Source organism: Psychromonas ingrahamii 37 (genome assembly GCF_000015285.1).
Classification (GTDB): Bacteria; Pseudomonadota; Gammaproteobacteria; order Enterobacterales; family Psychromonadaceae; genus Psychromonas; species Psychromonas ingrahamii.
In genome coordinates this window covers 1,943,956-1,963,829 of sequence record NC_008709.1, presented here as the reverse complement: position 1 = coordinate 1,963,829, position 19,874 = coordinate 1,943,956, and the positions used below count along the sequence as shown (strand labels likewise).

Below are 19,874 nucleotides of genomic sequence, written 5' to 3'. Positions count from 1 at the left end.
CTATTTCTCCAAGTATTAGGTTTATTTTTATAGTGAATTAGGTTGGTTAAACAATCCCATCGTAACGCGATCATTATCTCCGTAGTCTTTAATGGTAATAACCTCTGAATAACCTAGGTCAGTGAATAATTCTCGAACTGTTGAACCTTGGTTAAAACCATGTTCAACCAATAAATAGCCCCCTTTTTTAAGATATTCCGGCGTTTTTTGTGCAATTTTACGAATATCTGCCAGACCATTTTCATCCGCCACTAAAGCCGACAAAGGCTCAAAACGAACATCTCCCAGCTTAAGGTGATGATCATTTTTTTCAATATAAGGCGGATTTGAAACAACCACATCAAACAAGCCGTTAATATTATCAAACCAATTGCTCTGTTGGAAATGAACATTGTTAAGCTTTAAATTTTTTCCATTTTCAATCGCCAGCTGCACCGCGCTTTCATTAACATCAACACCCAGACAATAGGCATCAGGTAATTCACTGGCTAGTGCCAAAATAATCGCCCCACTCCCTGTACCGAGATCTAAAATACGGGCATCGGCGCTGCAATAGTCAAGGGCAGCTTCAACCAATAGTTCAGTGTCAGGGCGCGGTATCAATGTTGAATTATTCACTTTTAAAGGCAACGACCAAAACTCTCTGGCACCCGTTAAATGGGCAACCGGAACACCTTTTACTCGCTGACTAATTAGTCCCTCAAAAGCACTTTTTTGCGCTTGGCTAAGCTCACGCTCAGGCCAAGTCATCAGGTAAACGGTTTCTTTTTCTAAAACAAACGCTAACAGTACCTGCGCATCTAATAACGCACTTTCGCTGTTGACCAGAGTAAACTTTGCCCAAGCAAGCGCGTCGTCAATAGACAATTAGAATTCCGCCTGAGAAAGTGCCGCGAGTTTATCGGCTTGATCTTCCAGCAAAATAGGCTCATGCAAGGCATTTAAATCACCTTCTAACACCTCATTCAAACGGTAAACCGTTAAGTTGATACGGTGGTCACTGACACGTCCCTGCGGATAATTGTAGGTACGAATACGCTCACTGCGATCACCACTTGCAACTAAGCTGCGGCGAATAGTTTGTTCTTCAGCATGGCTCTTTTCATCCTCAGCCTGCTGCAGACGCGACTGTAACACAGACATAGCTTGTGCTCTGTTTTTATGCTGTGAACGCTGATCCTGACACTCGACCACGGTACCGGTTGGCAAGTGAGTTAATCGCACCGCTGAATCGGTTTTATTAACATGCTGTCCACCCGCGCCAGAAGCACGGAAGGTATCAACTTTAAGATCAGCAGGATTAATGGAAATGGCCTCGGCTTCAGGTACTTCCGGCATAACCACAACGGTACAAGCGGAGGTATGAATACGACCTTGAGATTCAGTTTCCGGCACACGCTGCACACGATGACCGCCAGACTCAAATTTCATAATCCCGTATGCGCCCTCACCATCAATCTTAGCAATTAATTCTTTGTAACCGCCCTGCTCGCTGGCATTGCTGTTCATCACCTCAACTCGCCAACCTTTGCTTTCAGCATATTTACTGTACATACGGAACAGATTGCCCGCAAAAATGGCTGCTTCGTCACCTCCGGCACCCGCTCTAATTTCTAAATAACAATTACGATCATCATTAGGATCCTTTGGCAGCAGTAGAATCTGTAAATCGGCAGCCAATTTTTCCACCGTTTTTTTAGCTTCTTTAATTTCTTCTTTGGCCATTTCACGCATATCGGGATCATCATCATCGGACATCATTTCAGCAACGGCAAGATCATTTTGGGCACTTTGATATTTTTTAAAGGAAAGTACCACAACTTCCAGTTGTGCATACTCTTTGGTTAACTCTCTGTATTTATTTTGATCACTGATCGTACCCGGATCACCTAATAATGCTTGAACCTCTTCGTAACGTTCAACTAGGACTTCGAGCTTTGCCACTATTGATGCTTTCATATTTTTCTCTTATGTTCTTTTATTCATTTGCTGAGTGTACAGCGAATGTTAATCTTTTTTGCTCAGGCCCAAAGCATTACGCAACAATATCAGTTCATCATCATTACCCGACCGAGCAGTCTCGTTCAGAGCCAGACTGGGATGATGAATCAATTTATTGGTTAATTTAAAGGCTAACTCTTTTAAAACATTCTCAGCTTCCTCTCCGTTTTGCAACGCAGCAGAGGCTCGATTTAATAAATCATCTCGTAATTGTTCACTGTTTTGACGATAAGTACGAATAGACTCAACCGCCTTTAGTGATTCTATCCATGAGATAAAGTCAACAATACAGCCGTCGATAATTTTTTCGGCTTCAAGCGCTGCGACCTGACGGGCTTGTTTATTCTCTTCGATAATGCCCTGTAAATCATCAACGCTGTAAAGGTAAATATCACGTAACTCTGAAACCTCCGCTTCAATATCACGCGGTACAGCGATATCTATAAATAACATAGGTCGATTGCGACGCGCTTTTAACGCCCTTTCAACCATGCCTTTACCAATAATAGGAAGCGGACTTGCTGTCGATGAGATAATGATATCAGCTTGAGCAAGATGATTGGGAATTTCCCCCAGAGTAATAGCCTGCGCATCAAACTGCTCAACCAGTGCCATCGCCCGTGATAAAGTACGATTAGCAATAGTAATATTAGGGACTTGGTGCTCAATTAAATATTTACCCACTAATTCGATTGTCTCACCCGCACCAATTAATAAGACCCGGCTTTGAGATAAATCACTGAATATTTGTTTTGCTAAACAAACAGCTGCAAAGGCAACAGAAATAGCATTAGCGCCTATTTGCGTTTCAGTACGTACTCGCTTTGCCACCGTAAAAGTATGCTGGAACCATTTCTGAACAATTTTATCCACACCTTTAGCTTGTTTAGCGGTGGCAAAAGCTTGTTTTATCTGCCCTAAAATTTGAGGTTCACCCAGCACTAACGAATCCAGTCCGCATGAGACGCGAAAAAGATGCTGGATAGCTTGATACTCAGAATAACAATATAAACTGGGTCTTAATTTATGATCTTCGATCTGATGAAAAGAACAAAGCCACTTAATGACCTCATCACAGTTGTCCTGTTTTAAATGACAATAAATTTCAGTACGGTTACAAGTTGAAACAATGACCGCTTCCAATACTGTCGGTTGCGCTAATAATGCTTGATAGGCATCTAATAACAGATCAGCTGAAAACGCGACTTTTTCACGCAATGCGACTGAAGCCGTTTGATGGTTAATTCCTAAAGCAAATAGAGGCATGTAATAATTTCACAAAACAAGTTAAAACGGTTAGGGGAGAATGAGGAATTCTACGGACATTTACGCAAGATTTAAAGAAAACGATGTATATCGACTACATTTAAGCAATTTATTTTTATATGTGATGGTTAAAAGCGCACGAAACAAAGCAGAAATGACAAATTTTTCCTTTAATATTTTTACAAGTCAGCGACCCTTGGGTATTATTACTTTAATTAATATCCACTCACTTCAACTAAGATGTTGTTTAAACCATGCCTATTAAAAATATCGCCACCTTTTTCTTTCTTATTTTTGCACTCTCGGGATGTACATCTCTTTATGATACCTTTGTATATCAAATTGATGTTACACAGGGTAATTACATTGAGGATGAAAAATTAGATCAAATACTCCTTGGTATGTCTCAAGAACAAGTTATTTTTATTCTTGGCTCTCCCATGTTGATTGATCAATTCGATTCATCAAAATGGTACTATATTCGTTACATTAAACCGGGTGGAGAACCGATTCAACAGGACAAAGTCGTTTTTACCTTTGACAATCTGCTGCTGACCGATATTGCAAGAGAAGGTACAATTGATATAAATCCGCTGATTAAAACGCCTAAGGCAAGAAATGTGCCGAATGCAGCGACTGAAGACCCCAGCACTAGCGATAACCCGCAAACAGATAATGACACACCAGTTATTGTTAATTAACTTAGATAGCGTTAGCCGTTATCAATTGAGTTCAATTGATAACGGCTAACTTATTAATAATAATGAGGATGAAAATGAAAAGACTATTTTTTACTCATTTTAGCGGCGCGTAATTTGCGCATCTCTTTAGGATCTGCTGTTAGCGGACGATAAATCTCGATACGATCCCCCGCTTTAACAATGCTGGATAATTTGTCTGCTCGGCTGAAAATACCAACCATGGCTTCACTGGGTATAATTTCTGGAAAATGAGTGGTTATCCCGGATAACTTAATACAGTCTTCCAGCGTGCTACCGACTGGCACAGATAACGACAGTAAAACTTGTTTATCAGGCCGTCCATAAACAACTTCAATTTCAATCAACTCATTCATAAATTTCCCTATCGTATTCCATAAACTACTTTTGCACGGCTAGAAAAAGATTTCACCATTGAACCCACTAACTCATTAAAAATCCGACCAAATGCAAGTTCAGCCAGTGAACTATTAAATTCAAACTCTAAATCTAAATTTATCTTACAGGCCTGTTCATCGAGTTTAGAAAATGTCCAGCCACCTTTTAAATGTTTAAAAGGGCCGTCGACTAAATTCATTAAAATGCTTTGACCATTTACTAAAATATTTTCTGTGGTAAAAGTTTGGCTAATACCAGCTTTTGACACTTCAACTGAAGCGCGCATGACATTATTATTGTTGGTTAATATATTAGCATCAACACAGCCCGGTAAAAATTCAGGATAAGCATTCACGTCATTAACCAATTGATACATTTCTTCGGCGCTGTACATGAGTAACGCACTACGAGATACCTGTGCCATCTGCTTTCCCTACATAAAAAAAGTTATATTACACGATCCGTGCCATCAAGAAAAAACAAATAAGGATTTAATCCTAAATTTAAGCGATTTTTATACAAATCAATGAGTAATTTATAATAGTCACTCTATCAATTTATAATAGTCACTCTATAATACGAGACTATGGCTAAAAAAAATTCAAAAACTAAAAACAATGACAATACGATTGCACGAAATAAACGTGCTAGTCACGACTACCACCTAGAAGAGCGCTTTGAAGCAGGTCTTGAATTACAGGGTTGGGAAGTAAAATCGTTACGCGCGGGCAAAGCGAATATCGCTGATAGTTATATTTTCCTGAAAAATGGAGAAGCATGGCTACTGGGTGCCACTTTTCCTCCTCTTCTTGTCGCATCTTCACATGTTGTATGTGATCCTATGCGTTATCGTAAATTACTGCTTAACAGGCGAGAACTCGACAACTTAGTCGGTAAAGTTGAACGTCAGGGTTACTCTATTATTCCCATCTCTTTATACTGGAAACACGCGTGGGTAAAAATATCATTTGCACTGGCAAAAGGTAAGCAAGAACACGACAAACGTGCTGATGTGAAAGATAGGGAATGGAAAGTAGACAAAGAACGTATGATGAAACACAGCGTTCGCTAGCAACAAATGTGAAAATTAATTAATAGCAAAATAATGTGATATAGATAACAATAACACTATCTAAAGAATATTTTTTTTGCTATCATTAAAACGTAAGCAGATAAAGCGCTTACCACTGTGGGGATGATTTAGGACTCGACGGGATTCTTGAAACCCAAGGTGCATGCCGAGGTGGCGGTTGGCCTCGTAAAAAGCCGCCAACGTTATAGTTGCAAACGACTCTAACTACTCTCTAGCAGCTTAGGCTAGCTAGCCTTCCACCCACGTTTCTCCTATGGGCAGGGATTCGGAAGGTCATTCACATTGGATAGCGAGGGAACCTTGTTCGAGGGTGAACCGCGAAATAGTATCGGACTCGCTTTTTGATATCCTGTCAGTTGGAGATCAACGAGTTAACCAAATAACTGACTAAGCATGTAGTGCCGAGGATGTAGGTTTTTCGGACGGGGGTTCGACTCCCCCCATCTCCACCACCTATCTAAAAAAAGACGTCTCAGGACGTCTTTTTTTTCGTCTATAATATAGTAAAATCAACAACTTATCGTCTATTAGTGCCTATAGGCGTCTACCAGCAGCTACGAATAATGGTATTCCATAAGGTATTCCAAATAAATCCTGTTATAATTTGGAATACCATTCTTAGCTATTTGCAGGTAAATCATGGCAGTAAAAGTAATTCCCCTAACTGATAAGAAAATTAACTCAGCAAAGATTCACGATAAAGATTATGTATTATCTGATGGTGATGGATTACAGCTAAGAGTGAGATCTAATGGTTCTAAAATCTGGAACTTCAACTACAAACACCCACAAACAAAAAAACGTATTAATATTAATATTGGTAAATACCCAGGTGTTGCATTACTTAATGCACGTAAAAAAGCATTGAGTTATCGTGATCTTCTGGCACAAGATATTGACCCTAAAGAAAACAGGGAAAAAAAATTAGCAGAAGATAAAAAAATCACTGAACACACAGTGAAAAATGTCGCATTAGAATGGTATGAACTAAAAAAACATTCAGTAACGGCTGATTATGCCACTGATATTTGGCGCTCCTTAGATCGTCATATCTTCCCCCTCCTTGAAAACACCCCCATATCCTCGGTTACAGCCCCAATGGTCATCGATCTATTAAGGCCGATAGAAGCAAAAGGCAGCTTAGAAACAGTTAAACGCCTTACTCAACGTTTAAATGAAATTATGACCTACGCCGTCAATGGCGGTTTAATCTTTGCTAATCCGTTAAGTGGCATCAAAGCTAATTTCAAAAAACCTAAAAAATCACACATGCTCGCCCTAACACCTGACGAACTGCCTGAATTGATGATGACCATTGCCAATGCCAGCATCAAGAGAACAACACGCTGCTTGATTGAATGGCAACTTCATACCATGACCCGCCCTTCTGAAAGTGCCGGTGCAAAATGGGAAGAGATTGATATTGAAGCTAAAACATGGACTATTCCACCTGAACGTATGAAGAAACGCCGTGAACATGTGGTGCCATTGACGGATCAAGCTCTGACACTACTTGAAACGATGCGTCCAATCAGTGGACATAGAGAATATCTTTTCCCATCAGACCGCAACCCAAGAACTCATGCTAATAGCGAAACGGCCAATACTGCTTTAAGACGCATGAATTTTGGTGGCCGTTTAGTGAGTCATGGATTACGTTCAATCGCCAGTACCACACTTAATGAACAAGGCTTTGAAGCTGACCTAGTGGAAGCAGCTCTGGCACATGTCGGTGATAATCAAGTGCGTAATGCTTATAACCGGACTGATTATCTGGAACGCAGAAGACCAATGATGTACTGGTGGAGCGAGCATATTGAAAAAGCATCACAGGGAAACCTGTCTGTTACTGGGTTTAAAAGCTTAAAAGTAATAGGTGACAACTTCTAGTCACCTATTCGCTTACGGGAAATAACAAACGATTAATGCTTACAATTGCATACGTTAATTATAATTACGCAACAATTAAGGTAATAGTGTGAATAAAAAAAATCGCCCTCAAATCCAAAAGCGGGAATATAGTATAAGTGATGCCGCAAAAGTATTGGAAACTTCAGAAGAATTCCTAATAAAATTAATAGTCGATCGCAAAATACGAGCATGCGTATTGTTTGTTGATTTCCACCCTTATCAGTCACACTCAGCAGTATTTGTTAGTACTGACATTGATACAACGGAAGCTAATAAGCAGTGGTTAAAAAGAGACGAATTAGACACAAACACCGTTGAAGATGAATTTGGGTTTCATCCAGAAAATTCAGATGGAGAAGATTTAGACAATTGCCCATTGAACCGTATATTTGGAACCTACCATTCAAAAATCCAAGTCAGCTTTTTCAATATGGATGAAAATGGCAGGATGGGTGAAATACTTTATTGTTGGATCAAGGGATTATGGGAAATAGAACCCTTGGATGAAATTAAAGAGCTTATTACTCACTCATCTGAAACTCCGATATTAATTAATGTCGTCCCCTATATGCCTGAAGGTTTATACCATTATGAAGTTGATAAAATACATGGTGCTTATTTAGGCGGGTTTGCCGTTGATGTTGCGGTTCAAGATATCCGAATAAGTTATGATGATATGCAAAGGTTACATGCCCATTTAGATGGGGGAGAAGAGCTGGTAAAGTTAGATGGAAATAAAATGCCACTTAAAGAATTAAACGAATTAAACGAATTAAAAGAACGAAACCCCAGATCCCCTTCAATACAAGCAAGCACTCTACTGGTACAGATTCTCGATGCTTACTGTCCATTCGCTGATGAATTATTCAATGAACCTAGTGCAGCAATGGAGTTACTCGAAAAAGACTTTGCTTTTAAACTATTAAAAGCACCAAAAATGTCTGCAAAAACGCTTTATCGAATGATAAAAGCTGGGAAAGAACGCTTATAACTAAGTTTGAGGGTGTAAAAAAACTGTGTAAATGCCCGTTAGATATGGGGAGCTAACTGCTCCTCAAATTTAATTATAAAACGATTTAAAGCTAGTTTCCAATCCCTTATTGGCATCGTCCACTTTTTAGAAGCTGCTTGAATTGCCAAATAGGCAACTTTAAATGCAGCATCATCGCTCGAAAATACTTTTCTCGTTTTAACCGATTTTCTAATGACACTATTTAATGATTCAATCGCGTTCGTTGTATAAATTACTTTACGAATATCGGCGGGATAATCGTAAAGTGTGTTTAAATTTTCCCAGTTAACACGCCAAGAACGGCTTATTTGAGGGTATTTATCATCCCACTTGTCACTGAAATGTTCGAGCTCTAATTTAGCTTCTTTTACAGACTGATATATTCGATTTAAGTCACTGGTTACTTGCTTGTAATCTTTCCGAGGCACAAACTTTAACGAATGACGGGCCAGATGAACAATGCAGAGCTGGATCTTTGCATATGTGAACGTTGCATTAATGGCTTCTGGGAAACCCTTTAATCCGTCAGCACTGAAAGCCAGGATTTAGCGCCTTTATTTTCAGAAATCCACATACCTAATAATTCTTTATGGCCTTCAATATTTATGCCGAGTGCAAGGTAAATTGCTTTGTTGATCACCCCTTTATCTTGACGAATTTTTAAAAAACACAGTCCATATATACGATTGGATACACTGCATCTAAAGGTCTGCTTTGCTATTCGACAACTTTCTCTATCACGGTATTGGTTACTTGAGAGACTAAGCCTGGCGATATTTCATCACCATACATTTCTAGGAAAGCAGCAACAATATCGCGAGTACTCATGCCTTTTGCATACAACCTTAGGATTTGTTCGTCCATTTCTGATTTTAAAGCAGCTTCAACCGTCAGCTTAGTGAGCATAGCGCTTAACTGACTGAGATCATCTGGCGTTTAATGTCTTTAGCTAACTCATTCGCAAGTGCTTGTAGTTTATCTTTATTCATCGCGTTACTCATTATTTTGGCCTGTTTTAAGGTTATAGATAATAAGCAGTTGCACAATCCTTTTTATTCCCCCTCACCTAGTTTTAACTCAGTTAATACCAACTTATGAACGTAATTTAACCCCTCCTTTTTTATCTATAAAAATAATGATAATAAACATATTACCCCATAAAAGTTAAGTGTCCATGGACACTTAACTAAGTGTCCATGTATGCAAAAAAATCTCCGTAAGCTCAAAAAAATCGATTACCTATTAAGTCGATTACCTATCAAGGAGATGCAGTGATGACGACCAAATCTAAAAAAATTATTCGCTTACCAGAAGTAAAGGATATGACAGGGCTCGCGCGGGCAACAATCTATAAAAAAATGGCCACAGATGATTTTCCCATGAGTATTAACCTCAGTAGTGGCTGTGGCCGCGCAGTCGGCTGGGTAGAAATCGAAATTTTGGATTGGATTAATGAACGCATTGAAGAACGCGATCAACAGATTGAAGCGAAAAAAAATAGTGAGAATTGCTGATGAAATTATTAACTACAGATGAAGTAACAAAAATTGTAGGCCGTTCTCGTGGAACACTATTCCGTTGGTGGAAAAAGGGCATTTTCCCTGAGCCCTTACTTTATAACGGAAGGACATTAGGTTGGAACGAGGAAGCCGTCCAACAATGGCTTAATAAAAAAGAACAGGGTTAATGCATGAGAAACAATTTGATACTGAATGACACAAAATGAAACAGTATTGAACAGTTTGAAGCATTTGTACCCTCTTCTGTTATTAATTAATTTTCCGCTTAAGGCTAGGCATTACTTGCCTAGCAAGGCATTACATACCTAAAAACAGTTGGGTAATTAATAATATCTAGCGCCGAGTTTATACCTGATATGGCTAAATATAAAAGTGAAAGTCCTGTTTATAGGACTAAAGGAAAAATATATAAAGTTAACTGTGACAGGGGTAAACCTATATTTACCCACCAAATGGGAAAAATAATTGAACAGGTGGAAAATATGATCAGTTGGCATAGTCGGGTGTTTGTCTATGTGTTCGATTTACATGTTGCTGACTTTAGCTTAGACAATAAATACATCGCGGCATTCATCAGTAAATTACGTTTCCATTTTAAACAACATTATAAAATCAAACGATTAGGTTATGCATGGTGCCGGGAACAGAACACGTCGCCAAGACAGCATTATCACATGGCAATAATTGTAGATGGTTCAAAAATACAAAATCCAATAAGGCTATTTCATAAAATAAAATTAATGTGGGATGAAGTCACGCTAGGTGGTCACTTACACGGGCTGGAAAATTGTTACTACAACATTAAAAGAGATACGGAAATAAACAAAGCGGAAGCGATTGAGCGATTATCTTATCAAGCCAAGGTATGGACAAAGGATAAAAACACTGCACGGGCAAATGATTATGGCACAAGCCGAATTAGGCCTAAACCAACATAACCAAAATATTACGGTGAGCATATTACTCATCGATATTGGTTTGTAACCAAACAGCAGCATTTAAATTATTACAACTGAGTTCATCTATATGCTTGATAAATTAACATTATTTTATAATTAACAATCATAAAGGAATATGTCTATGTCAATAATTAAAGAAGAAATTAACTCCTGCAGCCACAATTTAATCGGTTACAAGACAGAAAGGTTAACTGTTCTTGAGTATGCTGGATGTGAGGTTGTAACGAACAAAAAAACAGGTAAGAAAAGCCGGCGACATCAATGGAAGTGTGTTTGTACATGCGGTCATACAACAATCAAATCTACTTCAAGTTTGGTTTACCATAAAGTTAAGTCGTGCGGGTGCCAAAAATCAGAAGTCACAGCAGCGAGAAATAAAACGCATGGCATGGTGGGCACGCCTGAATATCAGTCATGGCGAGGGATGAAAGAAAGGTGCTCAAATCCTAAGGGTATCCATTGGAACATATATGGTGGCAAAGGTATTAAAATTTGTGATAGATGGGTTGGTGATTTCCTGGCGTTTTATGAAGATATGGGCCAAAGGCCTGAAGGAATGTCACTGGATAGAATAGATTCCAATGGCAATTACTGTCCTGAAAATTGTCGCTGGGCAGATGCAAATACTCAAGCATTTAACACTTGCAGAACTATCCAAATCACCTTCGAAGGTGAAACCTTGTCATTATATCGAATGGCTGAAAAATACGGGCAAGGAGAAGCCACCGTTAGGTATCGACTGAACCAAGGTTGGAGCATTAAAGAGGCATTACTACTACCAGTGGGAGATCAACGGATTTATAACAAACACTCCAAGCGCCTTGAGTATGATGGACAATTCCTGACCGTAAAAGAACATGCGGAGAGGTATGGGCTTAATATTGTAACTGTTAGGACTAGGATTGGTAGAGGATATAGCCTTGAGAGAGTGTTCGCTCCAGCCATGAAACGCAAGAAAAAAACACTCAGCTGACTGGTATCAACAAACACTCGTTAAATGACATCATTAATCACGCACTGAAATGAGTATCATTAAACGGTATCAGGCTTTTTTGATGCCAACAATCATTTATGATTACGTTTGTTGATACCAGTAGTAAACAAAAACAGATGGAATAGATTTATGAGAACTTTTGCATATTGCCGCGTTTCGACAACAGAGCAAACAACTGAAAATCAAATCTTAGCAATTAGCAATGCAGGGTATAGTGTCGAAGCACAACGTGTGATCACCGAAACTTGTTCAGGCTCAACCCCGACAGAAAAACGTGCTGAGTTTAAAAACCTGGTTGATAACAAACTTGAATCAGGCGATACGTTAATTGTTCTCAAACTTGACCGTCTTGGCCGTGACAACATTAATGTACAACAAACAATTCAAAACTTAACCGGTAAAGGAATAAAGGTTATTTGCTTAGACTTACCCGTTGCAGATCTATCAAGCCCAGAAGGAAAGTTAATGCTGCAAATGTTCTCAGCATTTGCCGAGTTTGAACGTAATCGAATCATCGAACGCACCAATGAAGGCCTTGCGCGTGCAAAAGCAGAAGGTAAAAAATTAGGCCGCCCCGTCGCGATTAACACCATAGAAACGGTGCAAGATGCGAAAGCAACAGGAATTAGCCAAAGTAAAGCGTCTAAAGCAACAGGCTTGTCGATAGCAACAGTTAAGCGTTATTGGAATAAAAATTGAAGCATTATATTATAATGGTTCATCCCCGTGAGTACGGGGAACACTCACAACACGGAACAGTGCAGTGTGACTGAAGCGGTTCATCCCCGTAGGCACGGGGAACACTGCTGCTGATGATCTTTGATACATAATCCTATCGGTTCATCCCCGTGGGCACGGGGAACACCCAGATATTTTCCTATCGCCCATGGTCGGCTGCGGTTCATCCCCGTGGGCACGGGGAACACTTATCTTCAGTTATTGCATTAACATCAATCTGCGGTTCATCCCCGTGGGCACGGGGAACACGGTGCACTACTTTTACGTTTAATTTGTCATTGCGGTTCATCCCCGTGGGCACGGGGAACACGATTTAAGTCAAATTGCTAGCTTTTCGAGAACCGGTTCATCCCCGTGGGCACGGGGAACACTTTATTTGCCACTGCTAATTTATGGCTTAATACGGTTCATCCCCGTGGGCACGGGGAACACTTAACAGCGATTTATTACTGTTGTCTTTACCGCGGTTCATCCCCGTGGGCACGGGGAACACCAGAGTCGCTAAACTTAATCAGGTTGTACTTGCGGTTCATCCCCGTGGGCACGGGGAACACATACACGCTCAAAACCATGATCAAGTTATTGGCGGTTCATCCCCGTGGGCACGGGGAACACTCTCATCATTCGCCAGGTTGCTAACTCAATACCGGTTCATCCCCGTGGGCACGGGGAACACACCTCGTTAAAATGCGGGTTCTGTTTTTGCTCCGGTTCATCCCCGTGGGCACGGGGAACACAGTCTCAGGCCATCCTGGCGGCTTGTAATTTACGGTTCATCCCCGTGGGCACGGGGAACACATTATATAAACATATCACTGCTAATTGTTTTGCGGTTCATCCCCGTGGGCACGGGGAACACACAGTTGCACACGCTCACAAAATACAATCTGACGGTTCATCCCCGTGGGCACGGGGAACACCGGGAAACTAAGCGGCTGATCTGACTTGAAAGCGGTTCATCCCCGTGGGCACGGGGAACACAAAATCCATTGCCTACGCTGCTATTTCTGCTACGGTTCATCCCCGTGGGCACGGGGAACACTTGAGTTTTACGGATTACCGCACCAAGTATCACGGTTCATCCCCGTGGGCACGGGGAACACACAATCAGTTTGGTTATGTTCATCTGGGTGAGGCGGTTCATCCCCGTGGGCACGGGGAACACTGTGCATGGCGATAGTGCCTTGGTCACAAGAGCGGTTCATCCCCGTGGGCACGGGGAACACTATCGTAAGGCGCGTGTATCGCGGAATGAACGCGGTTCATCCCCGTGGGCACGGGGAACACTGTCTGATCAATATTCAAATCAGGCACGCTTGCGGTTCATCCCCGTGGGCACGGGGAACACAAAGCGGCAGCGTTAGAGCGCCTAAAATGGCACGGTTCATCCCCGTGGGCACGGGGAACACTCTAATGTAGCAATTAAACCGGAACATTTTACGCGGTTCATCCCCGTGGGCACGGGGAACACATGATTGGGATTGGTTTTTAATAGTTATATTGCGGTTCATCCCCGTGGGCACGGGGAACACATTTTTGCATAACGTTTACAGTGTATAGCCAGCGGTTCATCCCCGTGGGCACGGGGAACACGGTGCTATAATCATCAATAGTGCGTGTTCATGCGGTTCATCCCCGTGGGCACGGGGAACACCTTTTCAATACAAAAGATTAATAAATATCGCGCGGTTCATCCCCGTGGGCACGGGGAACACCATTACCACAACCACATGATTTTATGTCTGCACGGTTCATCCCCGTGGGCACGGGGAACACAGTGGTGATGTAGTGCCATTTGAAATGATCACCGGTTCATCCCCGTGGGCACGGGGAACACCAACAGTTTGAACTAAAAAAACTATTATTACCCGGTTCATCCCCGTGGGCACGGGGAACACTTTGATAGCTGATAATCTTCAACTGTTCGCAACGGTTCATCCCCGTGGGCACGGGGAACACGATTTGGCGGATTTTCTCTCATATATTTCATGCGGTTCATCCCCGTGGGCACGGGGAACACTATTAGGCGATTACTGGAAAGCATCACATAAGCGGTTCATCCCCGTGGGCACGGGGAACACAGAATTAGCAGAACTTGCCAAGGCAGAAAGAGCGGTTCATCCCCGTGGGCACGGGGAACACTGCTTCAGTGTTCATAGATTCGATAGATTGCACGGTTCATCCCCGTGGGCACGGGGAACACTTTTTACTTTCTAATACATTCCGCGCTCTAAGCGGTTCATCCCCGTGGGCACGGGGAACACTATTAAATATATTAATTAAATAACTAATAAGGCGGTTCATCCCCGTGGGCACGGGGAACACCATGATCCAAAAACGTTGTGGCCTTGCATTAACGGTTCATCCCCGTGGGCACGGGGAACACGCCAACGTGCCAAAATATCAAGCCAATCATCACGGTTCATCCCCGTGGGCACGGGGAACACACCAATCCAGAACACAGAGCGAAGTTAAAAGGCGGTTCATCCCCGTGGGCACGGGGAACACACTATGATAACCATTTTTACGGCGGCAACGCGAGGTTCATCCCCGTGGGCACGGGGAACACGAGGACCAGCGAACCATGACTCTGTGATTTTACGGTTCATCCCCGTGGGCACGGGGAACACCCGCAAAGCAGGTCAAGCCGCACAAAATTTGTCGGTTCATCCCCGTGGGCACGGGGAACACGTGTCCCTAGAATCCCCCCGCCAATCTATAACCGGTTCATCCCCGTGGGCACGGGGAACACTCTAAGTATATATCATTGTTTTGTAAGGATAAATAGAGTACTTCAATAATTACCGATTTTTAAAGAGCAAATTTTGTTCAGTTTTCTTTAATTTCAGGTTTAAATTTGACCAATCTCAATCCATCCAACTCAACTGGCATACGGCGATTTTCACCGTAAGTGACAAAATCAAACCCTGATTCGGTATTGGTTGACCATGCCATAACAACATTTCCATTCTCAGCAAGTTCATTAATCTGATACCAGATCATCTCTCGTACTCGCCCAGAAACCTCACCTACATAGACACCCGCTCGAACTTCTAATAGCCAAACCGCTAATCTCCCCCGCAAACGAGGTGGAATAGCTTCTGTTACCACTGTGACCATTGACATATTAATTCCTTGTTAAGAAGTACGATGACCGTCATCACCTATCGTCTCAGGCATAGGAATAGCGGGTGGCTGTGCATTTTCGTAAGGCTCTGGTGGTTTTATCTCTCCAGCGCCTAACACTTCTTCTATCAGAGGAATAAGCCTTTTTAAGATTTTGGTTTTTCTAAAAGATTCCCTGCATGCAATGCGTACATCCCGATCTGGAGAGTATGTTTTTTTAGCTGCAACCTGAAAGGCGACTGGCACAACCGTTTCAAATTTTATAATATCGGAAATATCATAGACAAAACTCAAGGGTTTTCCTGTATGTAAAAATCCGATCGCCGGGGCATAACCTGCCGCTAAAATTGCCGCCTCGGTAATGCCATACAAACAAGCGGTCGCAGCACTGATACATTGATTAATGGTATCACCTTTATCCCAGTCTTTTCGATCATAGCGTCGACCATGCCATTCAACCCCATACTGCTTAGCGAGTAACTGATAGGTTTTTTTTACCCTAGCCCCCTCGATTCCACGTAATTGTTCAACACTGCGGCGTTGCGGTGCTTCATCACCAAAACGGAGTTCAAACATCTTACGAACAACCTTTAAACGCAATTCAGCATCTAATGCCAATTTGGCTTGATAAAGTAATTTATCACTGCGCGCACCGCCAGGCTGCCCGGCAGAATAAAGCCTAACGCCCGCTTCACCCACCCAAATAAGCAACGTGCCGCAAATACTGGCAAGTTTAATGGCCGCATGACTAACCCGAGTACCCGGCTCAAGCATAATGCATGCGATAGTGCCGACTGTGATATGCATTCGTTCGCCATTTTTATCAATAACGACAAATGCGCCGTCTTTTACATCAATTTGTCCCATTCCCACAAAGATCATGGACGTTCGCGCTTTTATTGGGATGGGTTTAAGGGGAATAAATGTCACCTTTCAACCTCCTTATGTTAATGGCAATACCCCTTCGATAAGGTATTCTCTTTGTTATTTTCGATAGAGTGCGCTCTCTCCTTTTACTAATGCTTTAAAAAGAGGAAGATCATGCTGATATTTTCGTTGAACTCCCATAAAGATCCGTTGTGCTTCTTGCTTAAGTTCAATGACGGCTGTTTTTCTTAATTCAGTGGCTTCTTTGCGTTCAACATCAAGCAGGGTTCGTTGGATAATTTGCTGAGCATTTGCCGTAAAGCGGTACATCGCATTTTCTTTAATTCCCCCAACAAAATTTTTGTCATAGCCTGCGCCAAACATTTTGTTAAATGCCTGCGATAAGCGGTTTTTTTGATCAAGCCCTGAATCAAGTACCTGAGTCACTTTGCTCAAGTGTTTATTCAACGATGAGGGCATGGAATACAAATCATATACCCGACCCGTAATCCCTCCTTGATCCGCAATATTGCCACCGACTAATAAATTGGTTTGACGCGGGGTTTTCATATATTGAAATTGCTTAATAATATAAGCAGGCTCTAGCGTCGCTTTATCCGTTTCTTTGCCCACGATATAACTTCCAAGTTCTTGCCAACTTTGCCAGTTTTGATCACGCGCACACACCGCAAAAGCCCCTTCTTCTTTTATGGTTCGCGGTGTATAAGGATGTGGCCACCAGCCAGCCCCAGCTTCTCGTCCATTTTTAGTTGAACCATAATTACCTTTATATTTTTCACGATTAAATGTTTTTACTGATTGTTCCGACTCACTACCGCAAACATCACAAAGACAAGGTTTATCTTCAATGTTAAAACCGATGTGATACGCCAAAGCAAATAAACCACGATTAATACCGATTTTTGATGCCTGATAAACGCTCCCTGATAAGGGGGCTACCCACATCGGTCTCTGCTCGGCATCGCTGTCAAGTTGTGCATAATCATTAAAATAATCTTTGGCAATGGTATTATTCAAAAGTGTTTGTTTTAAATTTTCACCTGCGATTAAGGTACTAATTGCCCCTCCACCTCGAATACCGGTGGCACCTGTAGGACCAAAGCATTCACCCTTGATATTCATGTGCAAGTTATAATTCAATGCATGCATGCAGTCGGTACAGCTTATTTCTGCTTGTTCAATTTCCGAGAAAAGCCCCATCGCATTAGCAGATGTTCCACATTCAATGCCAGATAGTAACTTGGTAATTGGGGCATCAGGCCATTTAGCATTAGTTGGCGGTTTAGATTGCATAAAACAATCGCTTTCAAACCATTGGCTTTCTACTTTGTCCAAAGCAGCTTCATATTGTTCAGGTGTTAATCCATTTTTTAAATAATCTTTAAGCTCTTGAACCGTTGGTTGTAATACAACAGTGCTTAGCGAACTTAACAGTTGTAACATTGCCAGCTGAATTTCATCAAAATAGTATTGCAGTTGATAGTTCTGCTCACCGGTTAAAATTGTTTTTAAGGAGATTTTGCCTTGTGAGGTTGAAATAAAATCGTCTTTAAGCAGGTTCATTCATTTCCTCCTTATCATTCTGTACTTTTGCTATTTGACCGCAAACATAGACTGTCCGCATGGCGTATTTGCGTGGTATTGCGGTGATCAAGTCGCGCACCTGGACAATCGCCAGTTGATTATCGCCGCTAATATCACTAAAAATTTGACCTTGTTCTCCATGGTTTTTCAACGCATTGGCGGGGTTATCATCATCAGTTACAGCTTCAAATAATGGCCGGGTTAAAGGACAAGATTTACGCCCCTGAAACAGAGTAAATTCAGGAAATTTCACACTGTTTACCAATTTTTCAATTACGTGCTCAGCAGCACTGATTGCAAAGGTATGTTCGCTATCACACCAGTATTCCCGGTAGGTCGGTTTAACTCCCTTTTGAATTTTCCCCTGTGGACTGCGAAAGTGTTGGACTGTATGGTAATCCACCATTTTTTCGCCACTCAGGTTCACTTGTACTGCAATTTTAAGCTGCTCCGAGAGCGCATATAGTTCATTAAAATTTTCACGAGTTATCCCCATGGCGGCACCCAGAATGCCCATAATGGCTGAGCGCGTTGGAAAGTGATTTGCTCTACGGTGCACATCAAAAGTTTGCAGACCGTAGGCCGACATTCCTTCGGTTTTTAATATCAAGGTTTTCATCACACGTATCCTATGCAAACTTAAAAACGAATATCACTGATTTTGTTAACCAAATTGATTTGTTTACTTTGCGCACTATCGGTTAAATCGAGTGCTATCGCTTTTGAGTCAAGCTCATAAGCATTGGTGAGCTTTTCATAATGTTTCACTAACGCAGCGATCGAGTTTTCCATCACATCACCATTATTTTCAATCGGTTTTCTAAATGCATTGGCAAGGGAAATCGGCTGGTTGGAATGTGTGGCCATCACAAAATCAGCTTGATTGTAGGCTGCAAATACTTTTTGCTTGGCGCTAGGTGATACCTGAGCAAAACAGCGGATCATAGTATTAATAATGGGTGTTACTTCACTCACAGTGGATTTAACATTTTTTGCCAATAAATCAACATTGATTGACGCATAACGATAAAATACGCCCGAGCTGAATTCCGTTGTCCCTATATGTCCGGAGCCTTGCTCTGCTAAATCATCACAGGCGGTAAACCAATCTACTTCAATATCCGCGCTGTGCGTGGTTAAGCTGTGTGCCACACTCATTGCCGCTTCAACATTTCGCGGTGGGCAGCTAGCATCCATCCGACCTGACAACGCCACATCAATGGTTGGGATTTGCACAATTTTTTTAAGATCTTTTAATTCAGTTCCTTCATTCACCATATTAATGGCTTCACGTATTGAGCCTATTGCATAAGGTTGAACAGCATCGAAATTGCGTATCTCAGTTTTCTTATCTTTAGTTACTTTCGAACCCATGTTTAACAACACATCTTCAATTAGTTTAATATCAGTTTCAGGCATTGCTTCTTTGCATAGATCTAACAATTCATCAAACTTATTGGTACGAATAGACTTTTCAGCAACTGCTTCTCCATAAATATCGCTTTGGCGAATAGCACGCTTTAAACATTGGCTGGAAATACGACTGCGTACACTACCACCAAAAACAGCGGTTTTTTGCATGCCTGAATCATCACGATTCATCATCGATGATGGATGAGAAATAAGGGTATGAATATTAATAAACGTTGTCATGGAAAATATCCTTTGGATTAATTTGATAATGG

19 protein-coding genes, 1 other RNA gene, 1 pseudogene and 1 CRISPR repeat array are annotated in these 19,874 nt (G+C 41.6%); of the genes and pseudogenes, 10 read left to right on the top strand and 11 right to left on the bottom strand.

All coding sequences use genetic code 11. The features are described 5' to 3' along the window. Positions 1-27 precede the first annotated feature (27 nt). Genes prmC through hemA form a run of 3 tightly spaced genes read right to left on the bottom strand, consistent with a single transcriptional unit; the run spans position 28 to position 3,267 of the window. Positions 28-867, bottom strand: a complete 840-nt coding sequence (gene prmC, locus PING_RS08410) for a peptide chain release factor N(5)-glutamine methyltransferase (RefSeq protein WP_011769965.1) — start codon at positions 865-867, stop codon at positions 28-30. Further along, positions 868-1,959: a peptide chain release factor 1 gene (gene prfA, locus PING_RS08405; protein ID WP_011769964.1), complete on the bottom strand. Its 1,092-nt coding sequence runs from the start codon at positions 1,957-1,959 to the stop codon at positions 868-870. Positions 1,960-2,007: 48 nt separating this feature from the next. Beyond that, entirely contained in the window at positions 2,008-3,267 is a 1,260-nt protein-coding gene (gene hemA / locus PING_RS08400) for a glutamyl-tRNA reductase (protein WP_011769963.1), read from the bottom strand. 254 nt (positions 3,268-3,521) lie between these two features. Between hemA and PING_RS08395 the strand changes: the two genes are divergently transcribed. After that, the gene (locus tag PING_RS08395) at positions 3,522-3,968 is read left to right on the top strand and encodes an outer membrane protein assembly factor BamE (RefSeq protein ID WP_011769962.1); all 447 of its coding nucleotides are present in this window, start codon (positions 3,522-3,524) and stop codon (positions 3,966-3,968) included. An 83-nt stretch (positions 3,969-4,051) separates the two neighbouring features. Here the strand turns inward: PING_RS08395 and PING_RS08390 are convergent, their stop codons facing one another. Together PING_RS08390 and PING_RS08385 are read right to left on the bottom strand one after the other, a co-directional pair. Continuing rightward, positions 4,052-4,342 (bottom strand): RnfH family protein, encoded by a 291-nt coding sequence (locus PING_RS08390; protein WP_011769961.1) that lies wholly within the window; start codon positions 4,340-4,342, stop codon positions 4,052-4,054. An 8-nt stretch (positions 4,343-4,350) separates the two neighbouring features. Continuing rightward, positions 4,351-4,788: an SRPBCC family protein gene (locus tag PING_RS08385; RefSeq protein ID WP_011769960.1), complete on the bottom strand. Its 438-nt coding sequence runs from the start codon at positions 4,786-4,788 to the stop codon at positions 4,351-4,353. 162 nt (positions 4,789-4,950) lie between these two features. Here PING_RS08385 and smpB point away from each other — a divergent pair, with 162 nt between their 5' ends. From smpB to PING_RS08370, 4 genes are all read left to right on the top strand, one after another. Continuing rightward, on the top strand, positions 4,951-5,436 hold the full coding sequence (gene smpB / locus PING_RS08380) for an SsrA-binding protein SmpB (protein WP_011769959.1): 486 nt from the start codon (positions 4,951-4,953) through the stop codon (positions 5,434-5,436). A gap of 119 nt (positions 5,437-5,555) precedes the next feature. Further along, positions 5,556-5,909: a transfer-messenger RNA gene (gene ssrA / locus PING_RS19890) on the top strand. A 187-nt stretch (positions 5,910-6,096) separates the two neighbouring features. Beyond that, on the top strand, positions 6,097-7,347 hold the full coding sequence (locus PING_RS08375; RefSeq protein WP_011769958.1) for an integrase domain-containing protein: 1,251 nt from the start codon (positions 6,097-6,099) through the stop codon (positions 7,345-7,347). Positions 7,348-7,435: 88 nt separating this feature from the next. Next, positions 7,436-8,359 carry a hypothetical protein gene (locus PING_RS08370; RefSeq protein WP_011769957.1) on the top strand — a complete coding sequence of 308 codons (924 nt, stop codon included), beginning with the start codon at positions 7,436-7,438 and terminating at the stop codon, positions 8,357-8,359. Positions 8,360-8,397: 38 nt separating this feature from the next. Here PING_RS08370 and PING_RS19885 read toward each other — a convergent pair. After that, positions 8,398-9,369, bottom strand: a pseudogene (locus tag PING_RS19885) (IS256 family transposase). Between the two features lie 285 nt (positions 9,370-9,654). Here PING_RS19885 and PING_RS08355 point away from each other — a divergent pair. The 5 genes from PING_RS08355 (at position 9,655) to PING_RS08335 (ending at position 12,552) form a co-directional block, all read left to right on the top strand. Further along, positions 9,655-9,894 (top strand): helix-turn-helix transcriptional regulator, encoded by a 240-nt coding sequence (locus PING_RS08355; RefSeq protein ID WP_011769956.1) that lies wholly within the window; start codon positions 9,655-9,657, stop codon positions 9,892-9,894. Then, the gene (locus tag PING_RS08350; RefSeq protein WP_011769955.1) at positions 9,894-10,067 is read left to right on the top strand and encodes a helix-turn-helix transcriptional regulator; all 174 of its coding nucleotides are present in this window, start codon (positions 9,894-9,896) and stop codon (positions 10,065-10,067) included. The genes PING_RS08355 and PING_RS08350 overlap by 1 nt, the downstream gene beginning before the upstream one ends. Positions 10,068-10,382: 315 nt before the next feature. Then, the gene (locus PING_RS08345; protein WP_011769954.1) at positions 10,383-10,838 is read left to right on the top strand and encodes a YagK/YfjJ domain-containing protein; all 456 of its coding nucleotides are present in this window, start codon (positions 10,383-10,385) and stop codon (positions 10,836-10,838) included. A 142-nt stretch (positions 10,839-10,980) separates the two neighbouring features. Then, positions 10,981-11,832, top strand: a complete 852-nt coding sequence (locus tag PING_RS08340; RefSeq protein ID WP_011769953.1) for a hypothetical protein — start codon at positions 10,981-10,983, stop codon at positions 11,830-11,832. 150 nt (positions 11,833-11,982) lie between these two features. Beyond that, positions 11,983-12,552, top strand: a complete 570-nt coding sequence (locus tag PING_RS08335; protein ID WP_011769952.1) for a recombinase family protein — start codon at positions 11,983-11,985, stop codon at positions 12,550-12,552. 15 nt (positions 12,553-12,567) lie between these two features. Beyond that, a CRISPR array of direct repeats spans positions 12,568-15,343; the repeat unit is 29 nt; unit sequence CGGTTCATCCCCGTGGGCACGGGGAACAC. Positions 15,344-15,420: 77 nt separating this feature from the next. Here PING_RS08335 and cas2e read toward each other — a convergent pair. Genes cas2e through cas7e form a run of 5 tightly spaced genes read right to left on the bottom strand, consistent with a single transcriptional unit; the run spans position 15,421 to position 19,842 of the window. Then, complete coding sequence (gene cas2e / locus PING_RS08330) at positions 15,421-15,717, bottom strand: type I-E CRISPR-associated endoribonuclease Cas2e (protein WP_011769951.1); 297 nt, start codon at positions 15,715-15,717, stop codon at positions 15,421-15,423. A 12-nt stretch (positions 15,718-15,729) separates the two neighbouring features. After that, on the bottom strand, positions 15,730-16,647 hold the full coding sequence (cas1e, locus tag PING_RS08325) for a type I-E CRISPR-associated endonuclease Cas1e (RefSeq protein WP_011769950.1): 918 nt from the start codon (positions 16,645-16,647) through the stop codon (positions 15,730-15,732). Between the two features lie 54 nt (positions 16,648-16,701). Then, entirely contained in the window at positions 16,702-18,168 is a 1,467-nt protein-coding gene (gene casA / locus PING_RS08320) for a type I-E CRISPR-associated protein Cse1/CasA (RefSeq protein WP_011769949.1), read from the bottom strand. Beyond that, the gene (gene cas5e, locus PING_RS08315; protein ID WP_011769948.1) at positions 18,155-18,808 is read right to left on the bottom strand and encodes a type I-E CRISPR-associated protein Cas5/CasD; all 654 of its coding nucleotides are present in this window, start codon (positions 18,806-18,808) and stop codon (positions 18,155-18,157) included. Before cas5e ends, casA begins: the two co-directional genes overlap by 14 nt. A gap of 20 nt (positions 18,809-18,828) precedes the next feature. After that, positions 18,829-19,842 (bottom strand): type I-E CRISPR-associated protein Cas7/Cse4/CasC, encoded by a 1,014-nt coding sequence (gene cas7e, locus PING_RS08310; RefSeq protein ID WP_011769947.1) that lies wholly within the window; start codon positions 19,840-19,842, stop codon positions 18,829-18,831. Between the last annotated feature and the right edge of the window lie 32 nt (positions 19,843-19,874).

What these genes read in the sequence shown, in the direction of transcription:
- PING_RS08375 (WP_011769958.1), top strand. Translation starts at nt 6,097, where the DNA reads ATGGCAGTAAAAGTAATTCCCCTAACTGATAAGAAAATTAACTCAGCA.
- PING_RS08340 (WP_011769953.1), top strand. Translation starts at nt 10,981, where the DNA reads ATGTCAATAATTAAAGAAGAAATTAACTCCTGCAGCCACAATTTAATC.
- PING_RS08345 (WP_011769954.1), top strand. Translation starts at nt 10,383, where the DNA reads ATGATCAGTTGGCATAGTCGGGTGTTTGTCTATGTGTTCGATTTACAT.
- PING_RS08390 (WP_011769961.1), bottom strand. Translation starts at nt 4,342, where the DNA reads ATGAATGAGTTGATTGAAATTGAAGTTGTTTATGGACGGCCTGATAAA.
- PING_RS08385 (WP_011769960.1), bottom strand. Translation starts at nt 4,788, where the DNA reads ATGGCACAGGTATCTCGTAGTGCGTTACTCATGTACAGCGCCGAAGAA.
- cas2e (WP_011769951.1), bottom strand. Translation starts at nt 15,717, where the DNA reads ATGTCAATGGTCACAGTGGTAACAGAAGCTATTCCACCTCGTTTGCGG.
- hemA (WP_011769963.1), bottom strand. Translation starts at nt 3,267, where the DNA reads ATGCCTCTATTTGCTTTAGGAATTAACCATCAAACGGCTTCAGTCGCA.
- cas7e (WP_011769947.1), bottom strand. Translation starts at nt 19,842, where the DNA reads ATGACAACGTTTATTAATATTCATACCCTTATTTCTCATCCATCATCG.
- PING_RS08350 (WP_011769955.1), top strand. Translation starts at nt 9,894, where the DNA reads ATGAAATTATTAACTACAGATGAAGTAACAAAAATTGTAGGCCGTTCT.
- PING_RS08355 (WP_011769956.1), top strand. Translation starts at nt 9,655, where the DNA reads ATGACGACCAAATCTAAAAAAATTATTCGCTTACCAGAAGTAAAGGAT.
- PING_RS08395 (WP_011769962.1), top strand. Translation starts at nt 3,522, where the DNA reads ATGCCTATTAAAAATATCGCCACCTTTTTCTTTCTTATTTTTGCACTC.
- casA (WP_011769949.1), bottom strand. Translation starts at nt 18,168, where the DNA reads ATGAACCTGCTTAAAGACGATTTTATTTCAACCTCACAAGGCAAAATC.
- cas5e (WP_011769948.1), bottom strand. Translation starts at nt 18,808, where the DNA reads ATGAAAACCTTGATATTAAAAACCGAAGGAATGTCGGCCTACGGTCTG.
- PING_RS08335 (WP_011769952.1), top strand. Translation starts at nt 11,983, where the DNA reads ATGAGAACTTTTGCATATTGCCGCGTTTCGACAACAGAGCAAACAACT.
- prfA (WP_011769964.1), bottom strand. Translation starts at nt 1,959, where the DNA reads ATGAAAGCATCAATAGTGGCAAAGCTCGAAGTCCTAGTTGAACGTTAC.
- smpB (WP_011769959.1), top strand. Translation starts at nt 4,951, where the DNA reads ATGGCTAAAAAAAATTCAAAAACTAAAAACAATGACAATACGATTGCA.